This window comes from Serratia sp. TMDUHS_CL (assembly GCF_037137105.1).
GTDB lineage: Bacteria > Pseudomonadota > Gammaproteobacteria > Enterobacterales > Enterobacteriaceae > Serratia > Serratia nevei.
Window position 1 is genome coordinate 534176 of sequence record NZ_JBBBDV010000002.1, and the last position, 26577, is coordinate 560752.

Consider the following 26577-nt stretch of genomic DNA (forward strand, 5'->3'; position numbering starts at 1 on the left):
CCGCCGGGAGGGCCTGTCTTAGCGGCTCTCGCGGCTGATCGACACGCTCTTCACCTGCGCGTACAGCCACTGCCCAGGGCGGATCGCCAGTTCATCGCGTGCCCACGGCGTGATCCGCGCCCACAGCACGTGTTCCCCGACCGCCAGCTTCACTTCCACCTGTCCGTCCACGTCCAGACACTCGCTTACCTTGGCCGGCAACACGTTGCGAATGCTGCTGTTGACCGGCGGCTGCAACACCAGCGAGACGTCGGCGGCGTTGATGCGAATGCGCAGCTGGGTGCCCAGTTCGGCGTCGATACCGCTGACCCACAGCCTTTGATCGCCGAGCGCCAGCGCGGTCATGGCATAGCGCTGATGATGCTCAATCACGCTGACGCGCAGCACGCTGCTCTGATCTTCACGCTGCAGCCACGGCCTCAGCGCGCTGCTGGCCCAGACGGCTTCCAGCCCGCCGAACGCACGCACCTCGCCGCGATCCAGCACCATCACCTGCTCGGCCAGGCGCAGGATCTCGTCCAGGCTATGGCTGACGTAGAGGATGGGGATGTTGACGTCCTGCGCCAACCGCTCCAGATACGGCAGCAGCTCGCGTTTGCGCGGCAGATCGAGCGAGGCCAGCGGCTCGTCCATCAGCAGCAGTTCCGGCGCGGTCAGCAGCGCGCGGCCGATCGCCACCCGCTGTTTTTCACCGCCGGAGAGCGTCAGCGGCAGCCGATTGAGCAACGGTCCGATGCCCAGCAGCTCGACGATAGTGTTGAACTGTGCGCGCATGCCGGCCGCCATGCCGTACTGCAGGTTGCCGCGCACCCGATAGTGCGGGAACAGCCGTGCATCCTGAAACACGTAGCCGATACGGCGCTTTTCCGGCGGCAGGCAAAGGCCAGCGGCGGTATCCACCAGCGTGCGGCCATTGAGCGCGATGCGCCCCTGCTGCAAACGGGTCAGGCCACCGATGGCGTTGATCAGGGAAGTTTTGCCCGCACCGGACAGGCCGAAAATCGCGGTGATGCCCTGCGCCGGCAAATCGGCGCGGACGTTGAGATTAAGGTCGCCCAGCTGCTGCGAGAAATCCAGCTCCAGCATTTACACCCCCATCCGTTTGCGGCCCCAGCGGGCCAGCCATTCGGACACCATCAGGGAAGCCAGCGACAGCACGATGGCGATCGCGCACAGCCGCGCGGCGGCGGCTTCCGCCCCCGGCGTTTCGATCAGCGTATACATCGCCAGCGGAATGGTGCGGGTTTCACCGGGAATGTTGGAGACGAAGGTGATGGTGGCGCCGAACTCCCCCAGCGAGCGGGCGAAGGCCAGCACCACGCCGACAATGACGCCGGGCAGCGACAGCGGCAGCGTGATGGTGAAAAACACCCGCCACGGGTTGGCGCCCAGCGTGCGCGCCGCCTGCTCCAGCCGGGTATCCACCGCCTCCAGCGCCAGCCGGATGGCGCGCACCATCAGCGGAAACGCCACCACCGCCGATGCCAGCGCGGCGCCGCGCCAGCTAAAGCTGAAGCTGAAGCCGAACCAGTCGTACAGCCACTCGCCGATGACGCCGCGCCGCCCCATGGCGATCAGCAGCAAATAGCCGACCACCACCGGCGGCAGCACCAGGGGCAGGTGAATGACGCCGTCCAGCAGCGCCTTGCCGGGAAAGCGGCAACGCACCAGCACCCAGGCCATCAGAATGCCGAACGGCAGGCTGCAGACCACCGCCAAACCGGAGACTTTCAGGCTCAGCTCAACCGCCTGCCACTCGTACTCACTCAGAATCATTTACGCGGGGTGAATCCATAATGTTCAAAAATAGCGGCCGCTTCCGGGCCCTTCAGATAGGTATAGAAAGCGCTGACCGTCGGATTTTGACGATCTTTCACAATCGCCATCGGATATTCAACCGGTTTGTGGCTGTCTTCCGGGAATACGCCCACCACTTTCACCTTGTCGCTGGCGACCGCGTCGGAGCCGTAGACGATGCCGAGCGGCGCTTCACCGCGCTCCACCAGCGCCATCGCGCTGCGCACGTTGTTGGCGCGCGCCAGTTTCGGCTCCAGCGCGCTCCAGGCGCCCAGGTGTTCCAGCGCCTCTTTGGCGTAGATGCCGGCCGGCACGTGATCCGGATCGCCCACCGCCAGACGGCCGCCGTTGAGCAGCTTGGTCCAGTCGGTCTGCTTGTCGATGGCGATCTTATCTTGCGTATCGCTCTTGGCGGCGATCAGCACCAGTTCGTTGCCCAGCAGCGTATAGCGGGTGTCTTTCACCATCTGCTGCTTGTCGATGGCGTAATCCATCCACTGTTGATCGGCGGAGATGAACAGATCGGCCGGGGCGCCCTGCTCAATTTGGCGCGCCAGCGTCGAAGAGGACGCAAAGGAGGAAACCACCTGCACATCCTTGCCTTTTTGATACTGGGTGGCGATGTCCTGCAGCGCGTTGGTCAGCGACGCGGCGGCGAACACGGTGATCTTTTCCGCCGCCGAAGCCTGTGCCACCAGGCCCGATGCCAACACGATCCCGCCAACCCATTTGGTCCATTGCTGTTTCATTGTTTTTCTCCGCAAGTTAACGTGCATTATCACTCTTCGTTATATAAAAAATAATATAACGTTGCGCGAAAGCTTGTCATGCGGTTTATCGGCAAAGCGTGAGATAACTTGAGGAATGCCCGCCGGGCGATGCCGGCGGGTATCAGGATGGGGAACGGTCAGTGCTGGGTGCGATTTTCTTTCGAACGGCCCACTTTGGAGAAGACGTTGAATACTTCGCCAAAACCGTAGATCAGGCCGAGGATCAGCGCCATGACCACCGGCACCATGACCACGGCAAACAACAGACTTTTCAATAATTCCAACATGATAGCCTCGCTTAACTGCCCATTGAGCGGCAAATGCCTTTCACCGCATATCGGGTTATTCTAACCCAAAAAAATCGGTAAAACCGGAGTTATTTTAGCCAGCGGGGCGAAATTGTGATCGGCTAAACGTGCCCTTTCCACCGGGCTCATGCCGGTGCGGGGTAATAGATCAGCGGCGGCGCATAGCCGGCGGGCGCCGCCAGCCGGGCCTCCACCCCGTACACCGCGCGAATGTTCTCCGGCGTCAGCGCCTGCCGCGGCGCACCCGCCGCGCAGACCCTGCCCCACTGCAGCAGCGCCACCCGATCGCAATAGCAGGCGGCCAGATTCAGATCGTGCAGCGTCACCACCACGCTGAGCTTCAGCCGCCGCAGCAAGGCCATAAACTGCTGCTGATGGGCGATATCCAGATGGTTGGCGGGCTCATCCAGCAGCAGCCACGGCGTTTGCTGCGCCAACGCGCGCGCCAGGTGCACCCGCTGCCGTTCGCCGCCGGACAGCCGCTGCCAATCGCGATCGGCCAGGTGGCTGATGCCCACTTGCTCCATCGCCTGCCCGGCGAGACGGCGATCTTCGGGGCCGAAACCGCGCCAGCGGCCAATATGGGCCAGGCGCCCCAGCAGCACCGCCTCCTTCACCGGCAGCGCGAAGGCACCGGGGGCGGATTGCTCGAGAAAGGCGATGCGCCTGGCGCGCTCCCGCCCGGAAAACGCAGTAATTTCGCGCCCTTCCAGCCAAACGTGGCCCCCGGCGGCAGGCTGCAACCCGGCCAGCAGCTTGAGCAACGTGGATTTACCGCTGCCGTTGACGCCGAGCACGCCGGTGACCTCACCGGGCAAGGCGCAGAAATCCAGATTTTCCAGCACCGTGCGTTCGCCCGCTCGCCAGCTCACCGCTTCGGCGCGCAGGCCGGATCGCGCTTTTTCAATCGTCATGCATTGACCTTCCGATACAGCAACAGCAGGAATACCGGCACCCCCAACAGCGCCGTCAGCACGCCGACCGGCAGCTCGCGCGGGGCAAACAGCGTTCTGGCCAGCGTGTCCGCCGCCACGGCGAACAGCGCGCCGCACAGCGCGCTGGCCGGCAACAGCAGCCGATGCCGCGAGCCGACCAGCCGCCGGGCGACATGCGGCACCGTCAGCCCGATAAATCCCACCGCGCCGCTGAACGCGACGATCGCCGCCGTCAGCGCGGTGGTCACCACATACAGCAGCAGCTTCAGCGGAGCCACCGCCACCCCCAACGAAGCGGCGGTCACGCCGCCGAACGCCAGCGCGTCCAGCTCACCCGCCCGCAGCCAACAAAGCAGCAGCGCCGCCGCCAGCGCCAGCCCGCACAGCCCGACCTGCGGCCAGCGCGCGTCGCTGAACGATCCCAGCAGCCAGAACATCACGCCGCGCGTGGCGTTGGCGTCCGCCTGCCAGAGGGTGATCAGCGAAGTCAACGCAGAAAGCAGCTGCGTCACCGCCACCCCGGCCAGAATAAACAGCGTGGACTCCCCCTGCAGCGAACGCCCGGCCAGCAGCATCACCAACGCAAATGCTCCCAGCGCGCCGATAAACGCGCCTCCGGACACCGACAGCAGGCCGCCCCCCAGCCCCAATACCAATACCGTTACCGCCCCCACGCCGGCGCCGGAGGAGATGCCCAGCACCCAGGGATCGGCCAGCGGGTTGCGGGTCAGCGACTGCAGCACGGTGCCCGCCAACGCCAGCCCGGCGCCGGCCAGCGCCGCCAACAGCGCGCGCGGCATCCGCAGCGACCAGATGATGCGCTGATACACCTCGGCGTCGGTCGCCGCGCTGCCGCTGACGCCGAATACGATGCGCCAGGCATCGTGCCACGCGATCGGCGCAGGCCCCGACAAGGTGGCGCCCAGCAGGACCAGCGGCAACGCCGCCGCCAGCAACAGCAGCCAGCCGGCCTCACGGCCGGGCAGTAACCGCCGGATCATGCTATTTCCAGCCTGCGATCACATAGTCGTCCAACAGCTGCCACACCGTCCCCGCCTCGCTGAAACCGGCTTGTCTAAGCGCCGCGAGCTGGAAATCCACCGGCGTCGGCGGCGGCACCGGGCGGCCGGCGAACAGCGCTTCACGCTCGGCCTGATAAGCGGCCAGCGTCGGCGATTGCAGCGCGCCCGCAAACCAGCGATCCCAATCCTCGACGCCGTTGTCCCAGGCGCGCTGTTGGGTCTGCTCGTCGTGCCGCTCCGCCAACGCTTTCAGCCGCGGCTGACGCGGGTCATAGCGCTGATGATCGGCGTTCAGGAACACGCCGCCGTCGGCCAGCAGCCCGGCAACGTTGCGGTACAGCGCCAGCTGCTGCTCGGGCATCAGCCAGTGCAGCGCCGTGCTGGATACCGCCGCCTGTGGCGCGGGGCCGGACAGCGCGGCAAAACAGGCCGGATCCGCCAGATCGGCCTGCAGAATGCGGATCCGATCGCCGTACTCCGCCAGCGCACCGCGCGCCACCGCCAGCAACAGCGGATCGAGATCGATGGCGGTCACCCTGGCCTGCGGAAAGCGCTGCAAAATGCGCAGGCTCAGCGATCCCGGGCCGCAGGCCAGATCCACCACGTGAAAATCCTGGCCGGCGACCAGCGCCAGCACCTCCAGCTGGGCGTTAAAACGCGCTTCCCGTTCGGCGATGTAGGCCGCCTGCTGGCGATCCCAGGAGTCCAGCAGCGAAGAGAATGAAACGGCAGTCATATCAAGGTTCCTTGTTGGAAAAAGTCGGCGCCTGCGGCGGCAAGGCCGCCAGGCCCCGAATCAAACGGCCCAGCGCCGCCACGGTGCGGGCGGAAGGGTCCATGTCGTAACCGGGGAGGATCACGTAGCGCCGCTGACGCACGGCGCGCAGCGTCGCGGTCAGCGGGTGATGTTCCAGAAAGGCGATTTTGTCGGCCGCGCTGTCGCCGAGGCCGCCGCGCGGCAGATCGCCAAGCACGATCGCATCCGGATCGCGGGCGGCGATAACCTCCCAGGACACCGTCGGCCACAGCTCGGGCCGATCGCCGAACAGGTTCTCGCTACCGACGCTGCGGCTCAGCAAACCTGGCGCGCCGCAGCAGCCCGCCACGTAGGGCGTTTGCGCGCCGGCATACCACCACAGCAGACGTAAATGCGGCAGCGGCGCGCGCTGCGCCTCAAACGCCCTCAGCTGCCCGCGCAGCCGCGCGACCAGCGCTTCACCGGCGCTGCTGACGTTGAAAATGCGCGCCAGCTCCCGCAGCTCGGTGAAAATGTCTTCGAACGTCAGCGCGGCGGCGATCGCGCTTTGCTGGCCGCTGCAGGCGCCGGGAGAGAGATAAGTGCCGATGCCCCATTCTGCCAGCCGCGCCCGAACGGGCGTTTCCGGGCTGTGCAGCCAGTAATAGCTAGCCGAATAGACAAAATCCGGCCGCATCAGCAGTAACGCTTCCGCCGTGGGCGGCGCCGGGCTGGTGGGCGCCTGCAATGTCTCGGCCGACGCCGTTGGCACGGGATCGCGCGCGCGGTCATACCCGACCACGCCGATCGCGCGGCCAGCCAGCCCCAGCGCCAGCAGGTTTTCCAGCGCCGGGTTGGCGTAAACCAGCACCCGCTGCGGCGGCTGCGGGTAATCGCGCGTTACCCCGCAATTTTGCAGGCTGACGGCATCGGCACGCAGCGGCGCGCTGCCGCCCAATCCCAGGGCGCACAACAGCAGGGCAAGCCAGCCTTTCACGCCGTCAGAACCTGACCGACACGAAGGTTTCATAGCTGCGCGGCGGCGCGATCAGCGCCTGGTCCGGGTAAGTACGCTGATAGGCGTACAGCTGGTTGGTGGCGTTGCGAATGCGAAAACCGACATCGACGATCGGCGTCAGTTGATAATCCGCCGCCAGATCGAGCGTGGTGTACGCGCGCATCTTGCGCCGGTTGGCGTCGTCGTTGTAACTGCTGCCGACGTAGCGCAGCGAAGAAGCCAGCCCCAGGCGCTCCGTCGCCTGATAATGCACGCTGAGGTTGGCAGTCCAGTCCGGGATATAGGCCGGGCGATTGCCGTTATAGCTGCGCAGCGGGCTACCGCCGCGATAGTCGTCGTAGCGGGCATGCGTGTAGGCGGCGTTGCCGGCCAGCTCCCAGCGCTCGTCGGGACGCAGCACCACGCCAAGCTCAATGCCGTGCGACGTCTGCCTGCCTACCGCATTCAACGCATCCGGCCGCTGCGCGTCGGGCACAAACAGGTTGTCCTTGCGCAGTTCGTACAGCGCCAGCGTCGCCTCGCCCTTGTTACCCCAGAACTGCCCTTTGGCGCCGGCCTCCCACTGGCGCGCTCGCGTCAGCGGCAGATCGGTCTGCGTTGGGCTGAGGAAGAACAGATCGTTGCCCGGCTCCTGGCCGGTGGTGTAGTTGGCGTAGAGCGTGAGGTTGTCGGTCAATGCATAGCTGGGGCCCAGGCTCCAGGTGCTGAAAACGTAGGTGTGCGCGCGGCTCTCTTCCTGCGGCCCCTGGAAGCGCCAGTCCATGTTCATATGGTTGTAGCGCAGCTGGCCCAGCAACGCTAAACGCTCGGTCAGGCTGAAGCGATCCTCGAGAAAGGCGGCGTACTGGTTCTGGGTAACGTGGCGCACCGGCGCGCGTTGGCGGTCGGTACCCTGGGCGAACGGCTCTCTGGGCGGCGCGCCAAGCGGTACGTCTTCCGAGCCGGGGAAACCGTTGGAATAATACTGAAAATGCCGCTTGCTCAGATCGAGGCCGACCAGCAACCGGTTATCAAAACCGGCGATGGCGCGGTCGAATACCAGCGAACTGCGGTTGCCGATCAGATCGTCGTCGTGCGCCAGGGCGCCGAAGGAGTCGCGGTTGACGTCGCCGGGCCGGGCCGCCGCCGCGACGCGGAAGCGCTCGACGTTGCGCCATTCGCGAAAGCCGCTGTAGTAATAGAATTGGTTATGCCATTCCACTTCGGGCGTCATAAACCAGTCCAGGCTGGCCTGAAATGCGGTGGCGTTGCTCTGGATGCGGCTGTCGGTCAGGTTGTTGTAATTGATGTCGCGCAGCTCGCCGGCAATGCGCCCGTCCAGCAGCGGCGTGCCGTAGTAAGGGTTGTTGGTGCGGTTGAGCATGCGGTCCAGGCTAAGCGTCAACAGCGCATCGTCCGTCAGCTTAAACAGCAGCGAGCCGGAAACCCGCTTCTGCCGATCGCGTTCATACTGCACGTTGCTGCCGCTGTCGTTGCCGCTGACGTCCAACCGGTACGCCACCGCATCGTCCACCAGCGCGCCGCCGGCCCCCAGATGCAGACGCTGGCTGCGGTAGCTGCCGAAGCCATAATCGAGCTCGAGCGGCTGGCGGCTGAAGGGCGGCCGCCGCGAGATCAGGTTGACGCTGCCGCCCGCGGCGCTCAGGCCGTTCAAGGCCGATCCCGGCCCGCGCAGTACCTCGATGCTGTCGTAATGCGCCGGATCGCTCAGCTGCAGCGTGCTGCCGGGCATCTCCACGCCGTTATACAACCAGGCGATAGGCCGGAAACCGCGCGCGGAAAAGTTATTGGACAACGTTGGCGAAGCGACGCCGGACAGACCGGTGGCATGCTCGACGGCGGCGGCCAGCGAGCGGTCGCCCCGCTGTTGGATCGCTCTTGCGCTGATGATATCGACGCTGCGCGGCGTTTCCCGAGCGGTCAGCCCGAGCTGCGAAGCGCTGCGGCTCACGGCGCTCAACGCATCGTAGCGCCCGGCGGGGGCCGCCGCCTCCACGGTGAGCTGTTCTTCGCACCCCGTGGCATTGCGGGCTTTATCGCAGTCGGCAGCGAAAGCCAGCGGCGCCGTCAGTGCGCCGCCGACCCAGGCGGCAAGGCATAAAGATTTTCTGGGCGTGACAAGACGCCGGCGTGTCGTACTCATGTGGAGCATCCCTGTGGTGAAATAAAAACCGGCCGTAAGCCGGCGTAAAGCCTTATCGTTTTTCTGTTATGTTATAATATAACAACAAAGCAATGCCAGTCTTTATTGCCCCGCGCTCCACCGCACTGCGTTTGGCGCTTTGCCGCCAAATCGGCGACAATAAGATTTTTGCCGCCGACAGGATGCGCTATGCAGGCCGAAATTCTTCTGACTCTCAAACTCCAGCAAAAGCTGTTCGCCGATCCGCGCCGCATAGCGCTGCTGAAACAGGTGCAGCACACCGGCTCCATCAGCCAGGGCGCCAAACTGGCGGGCATCAGCTATAAAAGCGCCTGGGACGCCATCAATGAAATGAACCAGCTGGCGGAACAAACGGTGGTGGAACGCGCCACCGGCGGTAAAGGCGGCGGCGGCGCGCAGCTGACGCACTATGGCCAGCGGTTGATCCAGCTGTATGACCTGCTGGGCCAGGTGCAGCAAAAAGCTTTCGACGTGTTGCAGCAGGACGATCTGCCGCTCGACAGCCTGCTGGCGGCCATCTCGCGCTTCTCGCTGCAAACCAGCGCGCGCAATCAGTTCTTCGGCACCGTCATCGAACGCGATCATCAGCAGGTGCAGCAGCACCTGGCGATTTTGTTGAACGACGGCACCACTCGCCTGATGGCGGCCGTCACCCAACAAAGCGCCGACCGGCTGCAGCTGACGCCGGGTAAAGAGGTGCTGGCGCTGATCAAGGCGCCATGGGTGCGGTTAAGCGTCGATACGGCGGAGCATACCGGCGCAGATAACGCGCTGGCGGGCGTGGTGGCCGGCATTCAGCCAGGCGCTGAACACAGCGAGGTGCTGGTGACGCTGGCGGGCGGCGAAACCCTGTGCGCCACCCTGACGACGGCGGAGCTGCAGCGTCTGCAGCTGAGCGTCGGTGCCGCCGTACACGCCCTGTTCAACGCCGATCGCGTGATTGTCGCCACGTTGTGTTAAGCGCAACGTGACGTTGCGTTTTTGTTGATTGACATCCCCCTGCAATGCGCCTATTTCTAAGGCAAATAATTGCAAAAAAAGGAACAGGTGATGTCGTCGTTGCACATTTCGCAAGGTTCATTCCGCTTAAGCGATACCCGCACCCTGACGCTGGACGCGCTGGAAATCCAGGCCGGCGACAGCTGGGCCTTCGTCGGCGCCAACGGCAGCGGCAAATCTGCCCTGGCGCGCGCGCTGGCGGACGAACTGGTTCTGCTGAGCGGTGAACGCCGCAGCGATTTTCAGCACGCGGTGCGCATCTCCTTCGAACAGCTGCAAAAAATGGTCAGCGACGAGTGGCAACGCAACAACACCGATCTGCTCAGCGCGGACGAGGACGACACCGGCCGCACCGCGGCGGAAATCATTCAGGAAGAGGTGAAAGACGCCGCGCGCTGTGAGCGGCTGGCCGCGCAGTTCGGCATCACCGCCCTGCTGACGCGCCGCTTCAAATACCTCTCCACCGGCGAAACGCGTAAAACCCTGCTGTGCCGGGCGCTGATGCCCGAGCCTGACCTGCTGATCCTCGACGAGCCCTTCGACGGGCTGGACGTTCACTCGCGCGCGCAGCTCGCCGCATTGCTGAGCGAGCTTTCCGCCCAGGGCCAAACCGTGGTGCTGGTGCTCAACCGGTTCGACGAAATACCGGATTTTGTCCGGCAGGTGGGCGTGCTGGCGGACTGCACCCTGACCAGCCGCGGGCCGCGCCGCCAGGTGATGGCGGACGCGCTGGTGGCGCAGCTGGCGCACAGCGAAAACCTCAGCGGGCTGGCGCTGCCGGAGACCGAGGATCCGACGCAAAAGGTGACGCTGCCGGCGGATCGGCCGCTGATCGTCCTGCGCGACGGCGTGGTCAGCTATAACGATCGGCCGATCCTCAATCATCTCGACTGGCAGGTTAACCCCGGCGAACATTGGCAGATCGTCGGCCCGAACGGCGCCGGCAAATCCACGCTGCTCAGTTTGATCACCGGCGATCATCCGCAGGGCTACAGCAACGATCTGACGCTGTTCGGCCGCCGCCGTGGCAGCGGGGAAACCATCTGGGAGATCAAGCGCCATATCGGCTACGTCAGCAGCAGCCTGCATCTGGACTATCGCGTCAACACCAGCGTGCGCAACGTGGTGCTGTCGGGGTTCTTCGATTCGATCGGCATTTATCAGGCGGTGTCGGATCGTCAGCGGCAGCTGACCGAACAATGGCTGGCGCTGCTCGGGCTCGACGGCGCGCGCGGCGATGCCCCGTTCCACAGCCTTTCCTGGGGCCAACAGCGGCTGGCGCTGATCGCCCGCGCGCTGGTGAAACACCCGGCGCTGCTGATCCTCGACGAGCCGCTGCAAGGGCTGGATCCGCTCAATCGCCAGCTGGTGCGTCGCTTCATCGACGTGCTGATCGGCCAGGGTGCCACCCAGCTGCTGTTCGTCTCGCACCATGCCGAAGACGCGCCGCAGTGCATCACTCACCGCCTCAGCTTCGTGCCCGACGGCGAGGGCGGCTACGACTACCAACGGCAACGGCTGGAGGCGGCCTCCGCCTGAAACGCGGCGTAAACATATCCGGCAACACTTCACCGCAGCACATCACATTTGGCCTTTTATCATAGAAAGAAAGAAGGCCATTTTCTGGAGACGCCATGTCCGCTGCGTTGATTATTATCGACCTGATCGAGGATCTGATCGGGCCCAAAGGGCGCGCCAACCACTGCCGCGAACAGGTGGTGGCGACCCACCTGCTCGCCAACGTCAATGCCGCCGCGGCCTACGCCCGGGTGCGAAAAATCCCGGTGATTTGGGTGCGGGTGGGATTCGCCGACGATTATCATGATATTCCCCCCCACTCGCCGCTGTTCAACCATTTGAAACAGATAGGCGCGCTGCGGCTTAACAGCCCGGGCTGCCGCTGGATGCCCGAACTGCATCAGGAAGAAACCGATCTGCTGTTTGAAAAAACGGCGATAAGCGCCTTCTCCGGTAACAATTTGTTAGCCTGGCTACGGCAGCATCGGTGCCATCATCTGCTGCTGGCGGGCGTCAGCACGCCGCTCGCCATCGAGAGTACCGCGCGTCAGGCGCACGACGCCGGCTTTCAGGTGACCGTGCTGCACGACCTGTGCGCGGCCCCCACGCAGGAGATCCACCAGCAGAGCCTGGACACCCTGCAAAACCTGGCCGAAATCACCCGCTCGCAGGCCTGGATGAAAGGCTGACCCGCGTTGTCGCAGGTCGTATGGGCCGGCATCATGCACAAATCCGTCACTGCCCCGACCTTTAGCGTCATTTGGGTGTGCTACTATCCGCTTTAGCGCTCAATTTCGCCATCATCGCACGCCGCAAAGGCGCTGAGCGCCGTGTACATATTTTAAAGGGACATATTATGTGGGGCGTACTGGCTGCTTCGTTATTTTTCTTGCCGTTTAACCGGCTGATAGCCTGGGTGATCCTGGCCGCCTCGGCGGGCATGGGGCTTTATCATGGGGTACTGACGCCACTCAGCCTGAGTTATCTGCTGGCGATCGTCGCGTTGGCGGGGCTACGTCACCATTTTCGCGAGCAGCGTAATCTGGCGATCGCGTTCGAAGGCTTGGTGGTCGCCGGCTGCATCGCGCTGTTCTTGCATCTGGTGCCGGGCATCCACAACCAGCTGATGATCGACGGCGACAAAGCCGGCCCGCTCAGCGCGCCGTTCACCATGTATTACAACTTCGACAAGGCGATGGTGCCCTTCCTGCTGTTCGCCTGCTTGCCCACGCTGTTCAGAACCGATAAAGCGGAAAAAAGCGTCGCCTCGGGTTCCTGGATTGCATTGATCATCAGCGTACCGGCGCTGTTGCTGCTGGCCGTGGCGCTGGGCGGTTTAAAAATCGAACTGCATGCGCCCGCCTGGATCCTGCCGTTCGTGATGGCGAACCTGTTCTTCGTCTGCATGGCCGAAGAAGCGCTGTTTCGCGGCTACCTGCAACAACGCCTCAGCCAATGGCTGGGGGCCTGGCCGGCGCTGATCGTTGCCGCCCTGGTGTTCGGCGCCGCGCATTTGGCCGGCGGCATGCTGATGGTGATCTTCGCGACGCTGGCCGGCGTGATCTACGGCCTGGCATGGATGTGGAGCGGCCGCCTGTGGGTGCCGATTCTGTTCCATTTCGGGCTTAACCTGACCCATCTGCTGTTCTTCACCTACCCGCTGTATCAGCACCCCTGACGGCTGACGCCGGCAGAGAGCCTCTCTCTGCCGGTTGACCAGGTGAAAACGCTATCACCGGCAGCTCACCGCAATCCTCTCAATCACGTAGCCAGCGGCTCACCTCCGCCCATCCGGCGCTTTTCAATGAAGTGTAAACGATTCCATTTTTCGCGTTAGATCACCTTTTTATCGCCGCGGGCATGCTATCTTTTTGCACAATGTATTCTCCCTTTTCAGCAACGGGCGTATCAAGACGGCGGCTGAAAGCGATTACACCTCGTCGACGCCAAGAAAGGAACCGTATGACGGCATTTAACCCTATCGACCACCCACATCGCCGCTACAACCCGCTGAGCGGCCAGTGGGTGCTGGTCTCACCGCACCGCGCCAAGCGCCCCTGGCAGGGCCAACAAGAGGCCGTCCCCACGGAAACGCTGCCGGCGCACGATCCCGACTGTTTCCTGTGCCCGGGCAACGCGCGCGTCACCGGCGATCGCAATCCGGATTATCGCGGCACCTACGTCTTCACCAACGATTTCGCCGCGCTGATGAGCGATACGCCGCCGGCGCCCGACAGCCAGGATCCTTTGATGCGCAGCCAGAGCGCGCGCGGCGTCAGCCGGGTGATCTGCTTCTCTCCCGATCACAGCAAGACCCTGCCCGAATTGACGCTGCCGGCGCTGGAGCAGGTGGTCGCCGCCTGGCAGGCGCAAACCGATGAGCTGGGCAGGCAGTACCCCTGGGTACAGCTGTTCGAAAACAAAGGCGCGGCGATGGGCTGCTCCAACCCGCACCCGCACGGGCAGGTCTGGGCCAACAGTTTTCTGCCGAACGAGGCCGAGCGCGAAGATCGCCTGCAGCACGAGTATTTTCAGGAACATGCCTCCCCGCTGCTGCTGGACTACGCGCAGCGCGAGCTGGCCACCGGCGAACGCATCGTGGTGAACACCGAACACTGGCTGGCGGTGGTGCCCTACTGGGCCGCCTGGCCGTTTGAAACGCTGCTGCTGCCGAAAGCGGCGGTGCAGCGCATTACCGATCTCGGCGCGGCGCAAAGCCAAGATCTGGCGCTGGCGCTGAAGAAGCTGACCAGCCGCTACGACAACCTGTTCCAGTGCTCCTTCCCCTATTCGATGGGATGGCACGGTGCGCCGTTCAACGGTGCCGACAACCGACACTGGCAGCTGCACGCCCATTTCTACCCGCCGCTGCTGCGTTCAGCCAGCGTGCGCAAATTTATGGTCGGTTACGAGATGCTGGCGGAAACCCAGCGCGACCTGACCGCCGAACAGGCCGCAGCGCGTCTGCGCGCCGTCAGCGATATTCATTACCGTGAAGCCGGAGCCCAAGCATGAGCCTGAAACCGCTTACCCATTCCCTGTTTACCGAACACTTCGGCTACGCGCCGGCGTTGACCATCCAGGCGCCGGGGCGGGTGAACCTGATCGGCGAGCATACCGATTACAACGACGGCTTCGTACTGCCCTGCGCCATCGATTATCAAACCGTCATCGCCTGCGCCAAGCGCGACGACCGCCAGATCCGCGTCCTCGCCGCCGATTATCAGAATCAGCAGGATCAATTCTCGCTCGACGATCCGATCGTCAGCCACCCCGATCAGCGCTGGTCCGACTATGTGCGCGGCGTGGTGAAGCACCTTCAGCGCCGCAGCGCCGACTTCGGCGGCGCGGATCTGGTGATCGCCGGGAATGTGCCGCAAGGGGCGGGGCTCAGCTCCTCCGCCGCACTGGAAGTGGCGGTGGGCCAGGCGCTGCAGGCGCTCTATCAGCTGCCGCTGGACGGCGTAGCGCTGGCGCTGAACGGCCAGGAGGCGGAGAACCAATTCGTCGGCTGCAACTGCGGTATCATGGACCAGCTGATCTCCGCGCTCGGCCGGCGCGACAGCGCTCTGCTGATCGACTGCCGCTCGCTGGAAACCCGTGCGGTACCGATGCCGGACAACGTCGCGGTGGTGATCGTCAACTCCAATGTGCAACGCGGGCTGGTGGACAGCGAATACAACACCCGCCGCAAACAGTGCGAGGAAGCGGCGCGGTTCTTCGGCGTCAAGGCGCTGCGCGACGTCAGCCCCGAACAGTTTGAGGCGCGTCAACACCAGCTCGATCCGTTAGTAGCCAAACGCGCGCGCCATGTGATCAGCGAGAACGCCCGCACGCTGGCAGCGGCCGAGGCGCTGGCGGCCGGCGATCTGCAGCGCATGGGCCGGCTGATGGCGGAGTCGCACGCCTCGATGCGCGACGACTTTGAAATCACCGTGCCACCGATCGATAAGCTGGTCGAGATCGTCAAAGCGACGATCGGCCCACGCGGCGGCGTGCGCATGACCGGCGGCGGCTTTGGCGGCTGCATCGTCGCGCTGATGCCGCAAGATCTCGTGGAGACGGTGCGTGCCGCCGTGGCGCACGAGTATCCGCGGCAAACCGGCGGATTGCAGGAAACCTTCTATGTCTGCCAGGCTTCGCAAGGCGCCGGCCTATGCTGACGGCAACGGCGGCACTCGCCCCCGATGGTCAGCCTTATCAGCTGACGCAGTTGCAAAACGCCGGCGGCATGACGGTGACGCTGATGGACTGGGGCGCCACCTGGCTGTCCGCCGTCTTGCCGCTCAAATCCGATGAAAGGCGCGAGCTACTGCTCGGCTGCCGCAGCCCGGCGGACTACCAACGTCAGGGCGCCTATCTGGGCGCCACCGTCGGCCGCTACGCCAACCGCATCGCCAACGCCAGTCTGCCCATCGACGGGAAACCCCATGCGCTGGCCGCCAATCAGGGCGCCCACCAGCTGCACGGCGGCCCCGACGGTTTCCATGCCCGCCGCTGGCGCCGGGTACAGCACGATGCGCATCAGGTCTGCTATACGCTGCACTCGGCGGAGGGCGATCAGGGTTTTCCGGGCAATCTCGACGTGCAGGTCTGCTACCGCCTGACCCCCGACAATCGCGTGGAAATCAGCTATCTGGCGCAGGTCGATCGCCCCTGCCCGGTCAACCTGACCAACCACGCCTATTTCAATCTGGACGGTGCCGGCACCGACGCCCGCGCCCAGCGGCTGCAGCTGTTCGCCGATCGCTATCTGCCCGTCGACGCCGAGGGCATTCCCTGTGCCGGGCTGACGCCGGTGGACGGCAGCGGCATGGATTTTCGCCAGCCGAAAACGCTGCTGCAGGATTTTCTGCGCGACCGCGACCAGCAGCGGGTAAAAGGCTACGATCATGCTTTTCTGCTGCACCGCACCTGCGGCGCGCTGGAGTGCCCGGCGGCCCATTTGTGGTCCGCCGACGGGCAAGTGCAGATGAGCGTGTTCACCGACGCGCCCGCACTGCAACTCTACAGCGGCAATTATCTGGCCGGCACGCCGGCGCGCGACGGCGGCAGCTATGCCAACCACGCCGGCGTGGCGCTGGAGAGCGAGTTTTTGCCGGACAGCCCGCACCATCCCGAATGGCCACAGCCGGACTGTTGGCTGCAGCCGGGGAGCCGCTACCGCAGCACCACGCATTATCAGTTTTATCCTATCTGACCGCCACGCCCCTCGCCGCGCGGCCGGGGGCGATTTGTTATAAATGCTTACCTTTTATCGCTATTCCCCCGCCGGCGCCCACCTTTCCTTATTCCAAAGCGCGCACTACACTCAGGCTACCGTGATAAGCACAACGCCTTGTGCAACGTCACAATTTTCGGCCGATGGCGGCCAATCAATAGCTGAAGGAACACCTATGCGTCTGATTACTGCACTTCCATTGCTGGCGGGCTTAATGCTGAGCACCAATCTGATGGCGGCCGACGCGACGACGGCGACAAAAACGCCTTCGCCGGCGCAGGCGGCCCAACAGAAACGCATGACCGATTGCAACCAACAGGCATCCACCAAATCGCTGAAAGGCGCGGATCGCTCCACCTTTATGAGCACCTGCCTGAAATCTGAAGGCGCCGCCGCGACGGGCAAAACCCTGACGCCACAGCAGCAGAAAATGAAAACCTGCAACGCCGACGCCAAGACCAAGAACCTGAAGGGCGACGCGCGTAAAACCTTCATGAGCAGCTGCCTGAAAAAATCGGCCTGATTTGCCCCACGCCACGGCGCGTCCGAAGCGATTTCGGCGCGCCGTTTCCCCCTCGCAGCGCCAGCCTGAACGATTCAGCTTTTTCCTTTCGCCAGCCCTTACTTTGCGGCAAGAAATTGGCTATGGTTAGACACTATCGATTGCCGAGCCCCGGCCCGCGGCAATATAATGATTTTCGTTATCATTGAAATGTCAGATTATTAAGGAGTTAAGCTATGGCTGTAACTAAGCTGGTTCTGGTGCGTCACGGCGAAAGCCAGTGGAACCAAGAAAACCGCTTCACCGGTTGGTATGATGTCGATCTGTCCGACAAGGGCCGTACCGAAGCGAAAGCAGCAGGCAAGCTGTTGAAAGAAGAAGGGTTCACTTTCGACTTCGCTTACACCTCCGTACTGAAGCGCGCGATCCACACCCTGTGGAACATCCTCGACGAGCTGGATCAGGCCTGGTTGCCGACCGAAAAATCCTGGAAGCTGAACGAACGTCATTACGGCGCGCTGCAGGGTCTGAACAAAGCGGAAACCGCTGAAAAATACGGCGACGAGCAGGTGAAACAATGGCGTCGCGGCTTCGCGGTGACCCCACCTGAGCTGACCAAAGAAGACGAACGCTACCCTGGCCACGATCCGCGCTACGCCTCGCTGACCGAGCAAGAGCTGCCGCTGACCGAAAGCCTGGCGCTGACCATCGATCGCGTGATTCCTTACTGGGACGAAGAGATCCTGCCACGCATCAAGAGCGGCGAGCGCGTGATCGTTGCGGCGCACGGCAACTCGCTGCGCGCGCTGGTGAAATACCTGGATAACCTGAGCGAAGACGAAATCCTCGAGCTGAACATCCCAACCGGCGTGCCGTTGGTGTATGAGTTCGACGAGAACTTCAAGCCAACCAAACGTTACTACCTGGGTAACGCCGACGAGATCGCTGCAAAAGCGGCCGCCGTGGCAAACCAGGGTAAAGCGAAGTAATTTCGCCCGTTAACGAAAAAGCCCCCGGTGAAAACCGGGGGCTTTTTTATTACTGATTACTGTGGCGGCTGCTGCGCCATCGCCTCGTTCACCGCGTCCAGCCGTTCCTGCATCGCCGGGTGGGTGCTGAGCCAGGCCGGCAGCGCCCAGTCATCGGCCTGTTCTCGTTCAGGCGCCTGCGCCAACGCGCGGTAGATCGCTGCCATTTGCGCCAGCGAACGCCCCTGTCGCTGCATTTGCGCTATCGCGAACGCATCCGCCTCGCGCTCCATCCCGCGGGAAAACTGCATCTCATTCACGAAGGACGCAGACTGCAGCAGCGTATCGCCGATGCCGCTGACGTCACCGGTCATCCACATCAGCGTCAACGCCACCAGCGACGAACGCACCAGCATACGCATTGGGTGGCGATGAGCGTGGTGCCCCATCTCATGCAACATGACTGCCGCCAGCCCATCGTCGTTTTTCGCCAGGGCGACCAGACTATCGCTGAGCACCAGCGTGCCGTCCGGCAACATAAAGGCGTTCGGCGCACCGGGCACCGCCATCAGCTTCAACGACAGCGGCGTACGCTCCTCACGCATTTCGGCCGGCATCACCTGCCGGAACAACTGCTGCAACGCCCGCTGCCGCTCGGCCGGGAGTGCAGAAGGCTTGAAGCCGCTCTGGCTTAAAAACGTCTGCGTGTGTTCGCCCAGCGTCTGTTCCACCGAGGTGGGGATGCGCATGGCGATCTCGCTGCTCGCCCACGGCAGCACGACGTAAACGTAGGCCACGACCGCCAGCAGCGTCATCAGCAGCGCCAGAGCGACGCCGCGTTTGTGGCGTTCCAGGCGATGCACCCAGCCCGGCGAACGGCGCTGATAGAACCAGCGGCGAAACGCCGCGTCGTCGTCCGGCACAAAGCGCGCGCCGTCCTTGAAGGTCAGCGTCAGCGGAATATTGCCCAGCGCCGCAGAGACGGTGATGTCCGCCAAGGGGATGTAACGTTGCTCATCCTGCCGCTGCAGCGTCACGCCCTCGCCGCTTTCGTTCACCAGCAGGCGGGCCGCCTCACGTGCGGCCCGCCCCGGCAACTGGTAGGCGCCCTCGAGGATCATTGGCGCCTCAGAAACTGCCGCCCAGGTCCAGCGCCTGCACCGCTTCTTCGGCCACCGCGCTGTTGGCGGTTTCCTGGTGCGCCGCGATGTCCAGCAACGCCAGATCGCCTTCAACCGCCGTGCACTCCGCCAGATAACGGGCGTGACGTACTTCCGCCACCGGCGCAGCAAAGCCGAGCGAGAACAGCGTGATCAGGGTATTGGTGATCAACAGCCCCATATACGGCAGGGTCTGCATGGAAGAGTGCAATTTGATGCTGCCGTTCAGCCTCGCCTGGTTAAACAGATAGTTGCGTTGGGCGACAATCTGGTAACTGCCGGCAATCAAGGCGCCAACCAGCAACACCACCATCATCAACAGCAGGCTGCCAATATTCTCCAACACCAGCAAGTCGGCGGTTTCATCCGTCAGTATGCCCATCAATACCATTTGGTACAGCGACAGCATGAACGACCCCATACACACCAGCGCCGCCAACATAAACGGCAGGAAAATGAGCAGGCCGATCAAGGCAAATTTGATAAAGGCCGACTTTTTCAGTTCGGCAATAAACGGCGTGCGGCCGAAGAACAGATTATTAACGTACAGATCGTGCTGCAGCGCGCTAATAATACCATTGACGGCGGCGAATGCCGGCACGGCCAACAGCAGCGTCAACACCAGCATCAGGCCGATGGCGTTAATGCTGTCAAAGCTGCTGCCAATACTGAGCAAAATGATTAAGCCGACATAAAGCCCGATAATCAGTAATAGCGGGCAGAACAGTAGCGCCCAATAAGCGCGCCCGGTGCGGCAAACATAATTAAAACGCACGCCGCGATAGCTCGACATAATCGCATTGTAGCGCCAGCTGCGAATCACCACCCATGGCAGCAGGGCAAGCAACGCCAATAAGGCCAGCAGCCCCAGCAGCGGCGCCACCGCCAGCAGGATATAAAACACGATGATACCGCCGATCACCAACAGCCGCCCTTTCAGAATTTGCAGCGGCTGCGCATGGTAATCGAAACGATCGCCGTCCAATTCCGTGTTGCCGTAAAAATAGCGGCGACGACGCACCGTCGCCCAGGCGGAATAGATGCCCAGGGTCACGATGGTCAATAATGCATTGACTAACCAAATAGCGAAGTACTCGCCGCCTTTCCCATGGAATTTAATCCGGTGCAGCCCCAGCGGCTGCGAGGTATTGCTTGTCATAATTCTTTCGTCCTGAAAGGAATAGGTCATACCACTCCCCGCTTATTTGTCATGCGGGGTTTGTGGAATAAAAAAGCGTCTTATATAAGCACAATGCCATGAGCAGTGACAATTATTCTTTTATTAAATAGGAATAATGCGAAGGAGGTCGCTTAATGATTTCATTGGCCTATTAATTGTAAGCCTTAAATGAGTGGGATATATAGAGGTGCCATGACAAGGATAAAACAAGGGCCCGGCTGCCAGGCCCTTGTCATTTTAGCGATTATCCGCGGCGCGCTTTCACCGCCGCCGCCAGATCGCGCAGCACGGTTTCGGTGTCCTGCCAGCCGATGCAGCCGTCGGTCACGCTCTTGCCGTAAACCAGCGGTTCGCCGCTTTCAAGGTTCTGGTTGCCTTCCACTAGGTGGCTTTCGATCATCACGCCGATGATCGCTTTTTCACCGCCGCTAATCTGCCCGCAAACGTCAGCGCTCACGTCCATCTGCTTTTTGAACTGTTTGCTGCTGTTGGCATGGCTGAAATCGATCATCACCTGCGCCGGCAGCCCGGCTTTGCTCAGGCCGGCTTTGACGTCCTTCACGTGCGCCGCGCTGTAGTTCGGCTCTTTGCCGCCGCGCAGAATAATGTGACAGTCGCCGTTGCCGCTGGTGTTAACGATAGCCGAGTGGCCCCACTTGGTTACCGACAGGAAACAGTGCGGCGCGCCGGCGGCGTTGATGGCGTCGATCGCCACCTTGATGGTGCCGTCGGTGCCATTCTTGAAGCCGACCGGGCATGAGAGGCCGGAGGCCAGCTCGCGGTGCACCTGCGATTCCGTGGTGCGCGCGCCGATGGCGCCCCAGCTCATCAGATCCGCCAGGTACTGCGGCGTGATCATGTCGAGGAATTCGCCCGCGGCCGGTAGGCCGCTGTCGTTGATCTCCACCAGCAGCTTGCGCGCCAGGCGCAGACCGTCGTTGATGTTGAAGCTGTTGTCCATCTGCGGATCGTTGATCAGGCCTTTCCAGCCCACGGTGGTGCGCGGTTTTTCGAAGTATACGCGCATGACCACTTCCAGCTCGCCCTTCAGTTCTTCACGCAGCGCCAGCAGGCGCCCCGCGTACTCTTTGGCGGCTTGGGTATCGTGGATAGAGCAAGGGCCAATCACCACCAGCAGGCGATCGTCGCTGCCGCGGAGGATATTGTGAATTGCGCTGCGGGCCTGGGACACCGTCTTTGCTGCGCGTTCAGTGGCCGGGAATTTCTCCAGCAAAGCCACCGGCGGCAGGAGTTCCTTAATATCATTAATGCGTAAATCGTCGTTTTGGTAATTCATAGCTTTTCCATTCGGTATCGAGGGGTATTTCGCAGTGCGTAACGGTGTAGATCCCAACAATCTAGCCTGTGGGAATGGCGCTGTAAATCACCTTTGCCCCCCTCCGCTGGAACCGCCAAATTAACAGCAGATTGTGCTGTTTCATCAGGGGAGCGCAGAGCCTCCTTTTTCGCTATGCTAGCGATCGGAATATAAAGCGACCCGAGTTGAACATGCCCTCTCTGTTATTAGTTGATGACCACCCGGTGGTTCATGTCGCACTGGAAGCGGCGCTAATGAAGTCATCCCGCTCCTACCGCCTGCAGGCGGCGCAGGACGACGTCCAGGCGCTGGCCCTGCTGGCCGAGGCCGCTTTCGGCCTGGTGATCCTGGATATCGGCCTGCCGCAGGTCGACGGGCTGCAGCTGTTGAAAAAAATCCGCCGCCGCTACCCGCAGCAGCCGATCCTGATCTATACCGCGCAGGAGGCCGAGGTCTATGCGCGCATGGCCCATGCCGCCGGAGCCAACGGTTTCGTCAATAAAGGCAGCTCGTTGGCAGAGCTGGTACAGGCGATCGAGCAGGTGCTGGACGGTGAAACCCACTTCCCCGCCGCCGCGCTGGCCGAAGAAGCGCCGACGGCGGACGGTGGGCTGCTCACTCCCAAAGAGCTCGAAGTGCTGGGCTTGCTGAGCCAGGGGCTGTCCAACCTGCAGATCGCCGATCGGCTGCACATCAGCAACAAGACCGTCAGCACGCACAAGAAGAACATCCAGCGCAAAACCGGCGCCGGCAACCTGCTGGAGCTGGTGGCGGTGTTTAAAGAGCTGGCGCCATGATGCGCCGCGCGCTGCTGCTGCTGATCCTGTGGTGCGGTCTGGCGCAGGCGGCGGAGCCGGTGCGCTATCAGCTGGTCAGCAATCTGAATACCCCCGAGAACATGCTGATCGTCGGCGAGAAAAATCCCTGGCGCGACCGAACGCTGCGCATCGGCATCATTAGTGAGAACACCAGCCCGTACAACATCATCGTGGACGACGATCTGTACGGGCTGAACGCCGACTACCTCGGCTATATCCAGCAGGTAACCGGCATTCGCTTCGCCATTTACGGCTTTGCCGATCTGACGCAGCTGGAGCAGGCGCTGCACGACGGCAAGATCGATCTGCTGTACGGCATCCCGCAGAGTGAGGCGCTGCACGGCCTGGCGATCTCTCAGCCCTATTACGTCAGCAACCTGCGCGTATTGCGCGATCGCAGCAACGATCGACCGGTGATGCTCAACTCCGCCAACGCCCGCGTCGCGATCGGCGCGCTGACCGACATGCAGTCCGGCGGCGCTCTGCAGGCCGTGGCGTCGCAGATCCAGCGCTACGACAACAATCTGCAGGCGGTCTACTCGCTGCTCAACGGCAGCAGCGACTACTTTATCGCCGACGAGGCCAGCGCCAGCTTTATCATCGACCAGCTGCAGCTCGGCCAGCTCTATCAGATTGAAAGCAACGAGAACCTGGGCAACCTGTCCTTCGTGTTCGCCGCCGCCGACTCACGGCTGATAGACACGCTGGACACCGCCATCGCCGACGCGCCGATGGAGCTGATGAACGCCCTGCAGAGCCGCTGGAGCAAAAAGATCCCCAGCTACCTCGACACCGGCAATGCCGACCTGACGACGATGGAGAAGAATTGGGTGGCGAGCCACCGCGTGGTGTACTACGCCGCCATCGAGAACAACTTCCCGTTCGCCTACCGCGGCTCTGACGGCCAGCCGCGCGGCTACGCCATCGACATTCTCAACATCATCGCGCAAAACACCGGGCTGCGTTTCGCACCGCTGTGGGCGCGCAACGCCGAGCAGGCCGATCAGCTGGTGCAGTCCGGCCAGGCCAGCTTCCGCGCCGCCCTGCCGCTGGCGCGCGGCGTCAAGGCGCGCTACGGCGCCAGCATGCCGATCCACCGCTCGCTGTGGGGCGTTTACGTTGGCCAGCACGCCGACGGCATTTCCACCTGGAGCGATTTGGCCGGCAAGCGCATCGGCGTGCTGCAGGGCGATTTGGCGCAGGGGCTGGTGCCGGAACAGGAGCAGACCGTCAGCTTCGCCGACAGCAAGTCGATGTACGACGCGCTGGCCAACGGCCAGCTGGATGCGCTGGTGGATAACGTCATCTCCGCCAACTTTTTGGCGCTGTCACGCTATTCCGGTGCTATCAAGCTGGCCTTTGCCGCCAACAACATCCCCTACCCGGTGGCCTTCGGCGTGCGCCGCGATCAACCTCTTCTGTTGGCGATCCTCGATAAGAATCTGATGCAGATCCCGGCGGACACCCTGCAATCGCTGCGCGACGAGTGGATCGTCGACCGCAGCAATCTTATCGACGCGGTGAATGACAACCGTATGCCGCCGCAGACCACCTGGCTGCTGGCGCTGCTGGCCGCCGCCACCGTGCTGCTGCTGGCGCTAACGCTGCGCCGTTTCATGCTGCAGCGCCGTGAAAAACGCGAACGCGAAGAACTCGAGCACGCGCGCCGCCGCGCCGAGGCGGAAAACCGCATGAAGAGCAAATTCCTCGCCACCGTCAGCCATGAGCTGCGCACCCCGATGCACGCCATCCTCGGCCTGTTGGAGCTGGAGCTCAAACGCCAACCCGCGCCGGAAGGCCTGCCGGTGATATACAGCTCGGCCTCTTCGCTGCTCAACCTGCTCAACGACCTGCAGGATCACGCCCGGCTGGAAACCGGTTCGCTGACGCTGGCGCCGAAACCGGTGGCGCTGCGCCCCTGGGTAGCGCGCATCGACGCCCTTTACCGGCCGCTGATCGGCGAACGCCCGTTGACGCTGAGCGTGCTGGCGGATCCGGCGCTGCCTGAGGCGGTGATTATTGATGGTGAGCGTTTACTTCAAGTGGCTAACAACCTGATAAACAACGCGATAAAGTTTACACCGCGCGGCACTATTCAGGTCGAGATCGGCTGGCGCGCGCAAGATGAGCGGCAGGGGGAATTGCGATTAACGGTGAACGACAGCGGCTGCGGCATCGCCGCCGATGAGATAGGCAAGCTGTTCCAACCGTTTTACCGCGCGCGCGGCGCGCAACGCATTTCGGTGCAGGGCACCGGTTTGGGACTGTCTATCTGCAAAGAGATCGTCGAACAGATGGGCGGCCGCATCGGGCTGCACTCGCAGCCGGGCGTCGGCACCCGCGTCGAGGTCGCGATACCGGTCGAGCTGAGCGGCGCGGCGCCGGCTGTCGCCCAGGAGGAGCACACCTATGCACTGCCGTCTTCCGCCTTGCGTACCGCGCTGATCGACGATCACCCCACCAATTTGTTGCTGCTGGAACGCCAGCTGCGCCACTTCGGGCTGCAACCCGCCCGCTTTGAACAAGGCTATGCGCTGTTGAAGGCCCAGCGCCGGCAACCGTTCGATCTGCTGTTTATCGACTATAACATGCCGCGCCCGGACGGGCTGACGCTGGCCAGACTGATCCGCCGCGACGAACAGCGGCTGCAACGCCCGCCTTGCCGCATCGTGCTTTGCTCGGCAGACGTGCAGGAGTTTACCCGCATCCCGCCGGGGCTGGTGGCGATCGACCACTTCCTGACCAAACCGATTTCACTGGCGGCGATCGGCCAGGTATTGGCTCAGCAACCGCAGGCTCAGGAAGAAAAGTCAGTCCTTACTGACCTGCGACAAACGCTGGCCGAAATGGCAGGTGGCGATCGCGCCATGCTGCAGCGGCTGGCGCAGACGCTCGGCGATACGCTGCGCCAAGACCGGCAGCGGCTCGCGGACGCCGTCGCCGCGAGCGACTGGCCGCGCCTGGAGCAGGCGGCGCACCGCATCAAGGGCAGCCTGCTGATGCTGCAGCTGCCGGAAGCCGCGCAGCTGTGCCAGCAGCTGGTGGATACCGCACGTCGGGGCGAGCTTGCCGCCGCCGCTTATACTAAATTAAAGGCGTTAGTGGCGCAGATAGAACCGGAGCTGGACGCTCTGCTCGCCGCCGCCCCCTCTTTCGCTATGCATAAGGATGAATAATGTCGGACACTCCACACGTACACCTGCCGAAAGACAGTAATAGTAAACGCCTACTGACCGCTTTTTTAGTCACCGCCGTCTTTATGGTGGCCGAGGTGGTCGGTGGCCTGTTGTCCGGCTCGCTGGCGCTGTTGGCCGACGCCGGCCATATGTTGACCGATGCCGCCGCGCTGCTGGTGGCGCTGATGGCGGTGCACTTCTCCCAGCGCAAGCCCAACGCGCGCCACACCTTCGGCTATCTGCGCCTCACCACCCTGGCGGCCTTCCTCAACGCCGCGGCGCTGCTGGTGATCGTGGTATTCATCCTGTGGGAGGCGATACGGCGTTTCTTCGAACCGCAGCCGGTGATGGGTACCCCGATGCTGATCATCGCCGTAGCGGGGCTGCTGGCGAACCTGTTCGCCTTCTGGTTGCTGCATCGCGGCAGCGAAGAGAAAAATATCAACGTGCGCGCCGCCGCGCTGCATGTGTTGGGCGACCTGCTCGGTTCGGTGGGCGCCATCGTCGCCGCCATCGTCATTCTTGCCACCGGCTGGACGCCGATTGACCCGATCCTGTCGGTGCTGGTCTCCTGTCTGGTGCTACGCAGCGCCTGGCGGCTGCTGAAGGAGAGTTTCCACGAGCTGTTGGAAGGCACGCCGCAGGAGGTCGATATCGCCAAGCTGCAAAAAGACCTGTGCCTGAATATCCCGGAAGTGCGCAACATCCATCACGTGCATGTCTGGCAGATCGGCGAACAAAAGCTGATGACGCTGCATGCGCAGGTGATCCCGCCGCATGACCACGATGGGCTGTTGCAACGCATTCAGGCTTATCTGTTGGAACACTACAAGATTGGCCACGTGACCATTCAGATGGAGTACCGGCACTGCGAGACACCGGACTGCGGTATCAACCGGGCGCCGGAGCCGAGTGAACACTCACATGCCGAAGCGCACTCCCATCTGGGACATCGTCACTAAGCCAA

At 62.9% G+C, this 26577-nt stretch carries 24 protein-coding genes; 12 read left to right on the plus strand and 12 right to left on the minus strand.

Going from position 1 to position 26577, the window contains the following annotated elements; all coding sequences use genetic code 11:
* Positions 1-18: 18 nt before the first annotated feature.
* The 9 genes from modC to WCL58_RS06360 all read right to left on the minus strand — a co-directional run bounded on the left by modC (position 19) and on the right by WCL58_RS06360 (position 8729).
* Positions 19-1086: a molybdenum ABC transporter ATP-binding protein ModC gene (gene modC, locus WCL58_RS06320; RefSeq protein WP_016928697.1), complete on the minus strand. Its 1068-nt coding sequence runs from the start codon at positions 1084-1086 to the stop codon at positions 19-21.
* The gene (modB, locus tag WCL58_RS06325; protein WP_019454005.1) at positions 1087-1776 is read right to left on the minus strand and encodes a molybdate ABC transporter permease subunit; all 690 of its coding nucleotides are present in this window, start codon (positions 1774-1776) and stop codon (positions 1087-1089) included.
* Positions 1773-2546 carry a molybdate ABC transporter substrate-binding protein gene (modA, locus tag WCL58_RS06330; RefSeq protein WP_060440492.1) on the minus strand — a complete coding sequence of 258 codons (774 nt, stop codon included), beginning with the start codon at positions 2544-2546 and terminating at the stop codon, positions 1773-1775. Before modA ends, modB begins: the two co-directional genes overlap by 4 nt.
* Before the next feature lie 158 nt (positions 2547-2704).
* Positions 2705-2854, minus strand: coding sequence for an AcrZ family multidrug efflux pump-associated protein (locus WCL58_RS06335; protein ID WP_004939813.1), 150 nt, complete (start codon positions 2852-2854; stop codon positions 2705-2707).
* A 146-nt stretch (positions 2855-3000) separates the two neighbouring features.
* Positions 3001-3789, minus strand: coding sequence for an ABC transporter ATP-binding protein (locus tag WCL58_RS06340; protein WP_180548237.1), 789 nt, complete (start codon positions 3787-3789; stop codon positions 3001-3003).
* Positions 3786-4811: a FecCD family ABC transporter permease gene (locus WCL58_RS06345; RefSeq protein ID WP_060451378.1), complete on the minus strand. Its 1026-nt coding sequence runs from the start codon at positions 4809-4811 to the stop codon at positions 3786-3788. The genes WCL58_RS06340 and WCL58_RS06345 overlap by 4 nt, the downstream gene beginning before the upstream one ends.
* 1 nt (position 4812) lies before the next feature.
* Positions 4813-5568, minus strand: a complete 756-nt coding sequence (locus WCL58_RS06350; RefSeq protein ID WP_336850749.1) for a class I SAM-dependent methyltransferase — start codon at positions 5566-5568, stop codon at positions 4813-4815.
* A 1-nt stretch (position 5569) separates the two neighbouring features.
* A complete protein-coding gene (locus WCL58_RS06355; protein WP_336850750.1) occupies positions 5570-6565 on the minus strand; it encodes an ABC transporter substrate-binding protein in 996 nt (331 codons plus the stop codon).
* 4 nt (positions 6566-6569) lie between these two features.
* Positions 6570-8729: a TonB-dependent siderophore receptor gene (locus WCL58_RS06360; protein WP_336850751.1), complete on the minus strand. Its 2160-nt coding sequence runs from the start codon at positions 8727-8729 to the stop codon at positions 6570-6572.
* A gap of 189 nt (positions 8730-8918) precedes the next feature.
* Here WCL58_RS06360 and modE point away from each other — a divergent pair, with 189 nt between their 5' ends.
* From modE to gpmA, 9 genes are all read left to right on the plus strand, one after another.
* Positions 8919-9710, plus strand: a complete 792-nt coding sequence (modE, locus tag WCL58_RS06365; RefSeq protein WP_049201184.1) for a molybdenum-dependent transcriptional regulator — start codon at positions 8919-8921, stop codon at positions 9708-9710.
* A 90-nt stretch (positions 9711-9800) separates the two neighbouring features.
* Entirely contained in the window at positions 9801-11288 is a 1488-nt protein-coding gene (gene modF / locus WCL58_RS06370; protein WP_336850752.1) for a molybdate ABC transporter ATP-binding protein ModF, read from the plus strand.
* 95 nt (positions 11289-11383) lie between these two features.
* Positions 11384-11956, plus strand: a complete 573-nt coding sequence (locus WCL58_RS06375; protein ID WP_336850753.1) for a cysteine hydrolase family protein — start codon at positions 11384-11386, stop codon at positions 11954-11956.
* Positions 11957-12123: 167 nt separating this feature from the next.
* Positions 12124-12945, plus strand: coding sequence for a CPBP family intramembrane glutamic endopeptidase (locus WCL58_RS06380; RefSeq protein ID WP_060440498.1), 822 nt, complete (start codon positions 12124-12126; stop codon positions 12943-12945).
* Positions 12946-13229: 284 nt separating this feature from the next.
* On the plus strand, positions 13230-14282 hold the full coding sequence (gene galT / locus WCL58_RS06385) for a galactose-1-phosphate uridylyltransferase (RefSeq protein WP_060440499.1): 1053 nt from the start codon (positions 13230-13232) through the stop codon (positions 14280-14282).
* Entirely contained in the window at positions 14279-15430 is a 1152-nt protein-coding gene (galK, locus tag WCL58_RS06390) for a galactokinase (protein WP_159317754.1), read from the plus strand. Before galT ends, galK begins: the two co-directional genes overlap by 4 nt.
* A complete protein-coding gene (gene galM, locus WCL58_RS06395; RefSeq protein WP_336850755.1) occupies positions 15424-16467 on the plus strand; it encodes a galactose-1-epimerase in 1044 nt (347 codons plus the stop codon). Before galK ends, galM begins: the two co-directional genes overlap by 7 nt.
* A gap of 196 nt (positions 16468-16663) precedes the next feature.
* A complete protein-coding gene (locus tag WCL58_RS06400; RefSeq protein WP_048232954.1) occupies positions 16664-17011 on the plus strand; it encodes a PsiF family protein in 348 nt (115 codons plus the stop codon).
* A gap of 215 nt (positions 17012-17226) precedes the next feature.
* Complete coding sequence (gene gpmA / locus WCL58_RS06405; protein ID WP_004939834.1) at positions 17227-17979, plus strand: 2,3-diphosphoglycerate-dependent phosphoglycerate mutase; 753 nt, start codon at positions 17227-17229, stop codon at positions 17977-17979.
* Positions 17980-18035: 56 nt separating this feature from the next.
* On the opposite strand, the gene WCL58_RS06410 is transcribed toward gpmA, so the two are convergent.
* From WCL58_RS06410 to aroG, 3 genes are all read right to left on the minus strand, one after another.
* On the minus strand, positions 18036-19079 hold the full coding sequence (locus WCL58_RS06410; protein WP_060423656.1) for a M48 family metallopeptidase: 1044 nt from the start codon (positions 19077-19079) through the stop codon (positions 18036-18038).
* A gap of 7 nt (positions 19080-19086) precedes the next feature.
* Positions 19087-20277 (minus strand): YjgN family protein, encoded by a 1191-nt coding sequence (locus WCL58_RS06415; protein WP_225529559.1) that lies wholly within the window; start codon positions 20275-20277, stop codon positions 19087-19089.
* A 265-nt stretch (positions 20278-20542) separates the two neighbouring features.
* Positions 20543-21595, minus strand: a complete 1053-nt coding sequence (gene aroG, locus WCL58_RS06420) for a 3-deoxy-7-phosphoheptulonate synthase AroG (protein ID WP_047568857.1) — start codon at positions 21593-21595, stop codon at positions 20543-20545.
* A 212-nt stretch (positions 21596-21807) separates the two neighbouring features.
* Here aroG and WCL58_RS06425 point away from each other — a divergent pair, with 212 nt between their 5' ends.
* The 3 genes from WCL58_RS06425 to zitB are packed head-to-tail and all read left to right on the plus strand — an operon-like array spanning position 21808 to position 26572.
* Positions 21808-22413, plus strand: coding sequence for a response regulator (locus WCL58_RS06425; RefSeq protein WP_060423720.1), 606 nt, complete (start codon positions 21808-21810; stop codon positions 22411-22413).
* Complete coding sequence (locus WCL58_RS06430) at positions 22410-25610, plus strand: ATP-binding protein (RefSeq protein WP_336850756.1); 3201 nt, start codon at positions 22410-22412, stop codon at positions 25608-25610. The genes WCL58_RS06425 and WCL58_RS06430 overlap by 4 nt, the downstream gene beginning before the upstream one ends.
* The gene (gene zitB / locus WCL58_RS06435) at positions 25610-26572 is read left to right on the plus strand and encodes a CDF family zinc transporter ZitB (protein WP_033637476.1); all 963 of its coding nucleotides are present in this window, start codon (positions 25610-25612) and stop codon (positions 26570-26572) included. Before WCL58_RS06430 ends, zitB begins: the two co-directional genes overlap by 1 nt.
* The last annotated feature ends 5 nt before the right edge of the window (positions 26573-26577 follow it).

What these genes read in the sequence shown, in the direction of transcription:
- gpmA (WP_004939834.1), top strand. Translation starts at nt 17,227, where the DNA reads ATGGCTGTAACTAAGCTGGTTCTGGTGCGTCACGGCGAAAGCCAGTGG.
- WCL58_RS06410 (WP_060423656.1), bottom strand. Translation starts at nt 19,079, where the DNA reads ATGATCCTCGAGGGCGCCTACCAGTTGCCGGGGCGGGCCGCACGTGAG.
- WCL58_RS06380 (WP_060440498.1), top strand. Translation starts at nt 12,124, where the DNA reads ATGTGGGGCGTACTGGCTGCTTCGTTATTTTTCTTGCCGTTTAACCGG.
- WCL58_RS06350 (WP_336850749.1), bottom strand. Translation starts at nt 5,568, where the DNA reads ATGACTGCCGTTTCATTCTCTTCGCTGCTGGACTCCTGGGATCGCCAG.
- galK (WP_159317754.1), top strand. Translation starts at nt 14,279, where the DNA reads ATGAGCCTGAAACCGCTTACCCATTCCCTGTTTACCGAACACTTCGGC.
- modB (WP_019454005.1), bottom strand. Translation starts at nt 1,776, where the DNA reads ATGATTCTGAGTGAGTACGAGTGGCAGGCGGTTGAGCTGAGCCTGAAA.
- WCL58_RS06345 (WP_060451378.1), bottom strand. Translation starts at nt 4,811, where the DNA reads ATGATCCGGCGGTTACTGCCCGGCCGTGAGGCCGGCTGGCTGCTGTTG.
- WCL58_RS06415 (WP_225529559.1), bottom strand. Translation starts at nt 20,277, where the DNA reads ATGACAAGCAATACCTCGCAGCCGCTGGGGCTGCACCGGATTAAATTC.
- WCL58_RS06375 (WP_336850753.1), top strand. Translation starts at nt 11,384, where the DNA reads ATGTCCGCTGCGTTGATTATTATCGACCTGATCGAGGATCTGATCGGG.
- WCL58_RS06400 (WP_048232954.1), top strand. Translation starts at nt 16,664, where the DNA reads ATGCGTCTGATTACTGCACTTCCATTGCTGGCGGGCTTAATGCTGAGC.
- modC (WP_016928697.1), bottom strand. Translation starts at nt 1,086, where the DNA reads ATGCTGGAGCTGGATTTCTCGCAGCAGCTGGGCGACCTTAATCTCAAC.
- galT (WP_060440499.1), top strand. Translation starts at nt 13,230, where the DNA reads ATGACGGCATTTAACCCTATCGACCACCCACATCGCCGCTACAACCCG.
- galM (WP_336850755.1), top strand. Translation starts at nt 15,424, where the DNA reads ATGCTGACGGCAACGGCGGCACTCGCCCCCGATGGTCAGCCTTATCAG.
- zitB (WP_033637476.1), top strand. Translation starts at nt 25,610, where the DNA reads ATGTCGGACACTCCACACGTACACCTGCCGAAAGACAGTAATAGTAAA.
- modF (WP_336850752.1), top strand. Translation starts at nt 9,801, where the DNA reads ATGTCGTCGTTGCACATTTCGCAAGGTTCATTCCGCTTAAGCGATACC.
- WCL58_RS06360 (WP_336850751.1), bottom strand. Translation starts at nt 8,729, where the DNA reads ATGAGTACGACACGCCGGCGTCTTGTCACGCCCAGAAAATCTTTATGC.
- WCL58_RS06340 (WP_180548237.1), bottom strand. Translation starts at nt 3,789, where the DNA reads ATGACGATTGAAAAAGCGCGATCCGGCCTGCGCGCCGAAGCGGTGAGC.
- modA (WP_060440492.1), bottom strand. Translation starts at nt 2,546, where the DNA reads ATGAAACAGCAATGGACCAAATGGGTTGGCGGGATCGTGTTGGCATCG.
- WCL58_RS06335 (WP_004939813.1), bottom strand. Translation starts at nt 2,854, where the DNA reads ATGTTGGAATTATTGAAAAGTCTGTTGTTTGCCGTGGTCATGGTGCCG.
- aroG (WP_047568857.1), bottom strand. Translation starts at nt 21,595, where the DNA reads ATGAATTACCAAAACGACGATTTACGCATTAATGATATTAAGGAACTC.
- WCL58_RS06425 (WP_060423720.1), top strand. Translation starts at nt 21,808, where the DNA reads ATGCCCTCTCTGTTATTAGTTGATGACCACCCGGTGGTTCATGTCGCA.
- modE (WP_049201184.1), top strand. Translation starts at nt 8,919, where the DNA reads ATGCAGGCCGAAATTCTTCTGACTCTCAAACTCCAGCAAAAGCTGTTC.
- WCL58_RS06430 (WP_336850756.1), top strand. Translation starts at nt 22,410, where the DNA reads ATGATGCGCCGCGCGCTGCTGCTGCTGATCCTGTGGTGCGGTCTGGCG.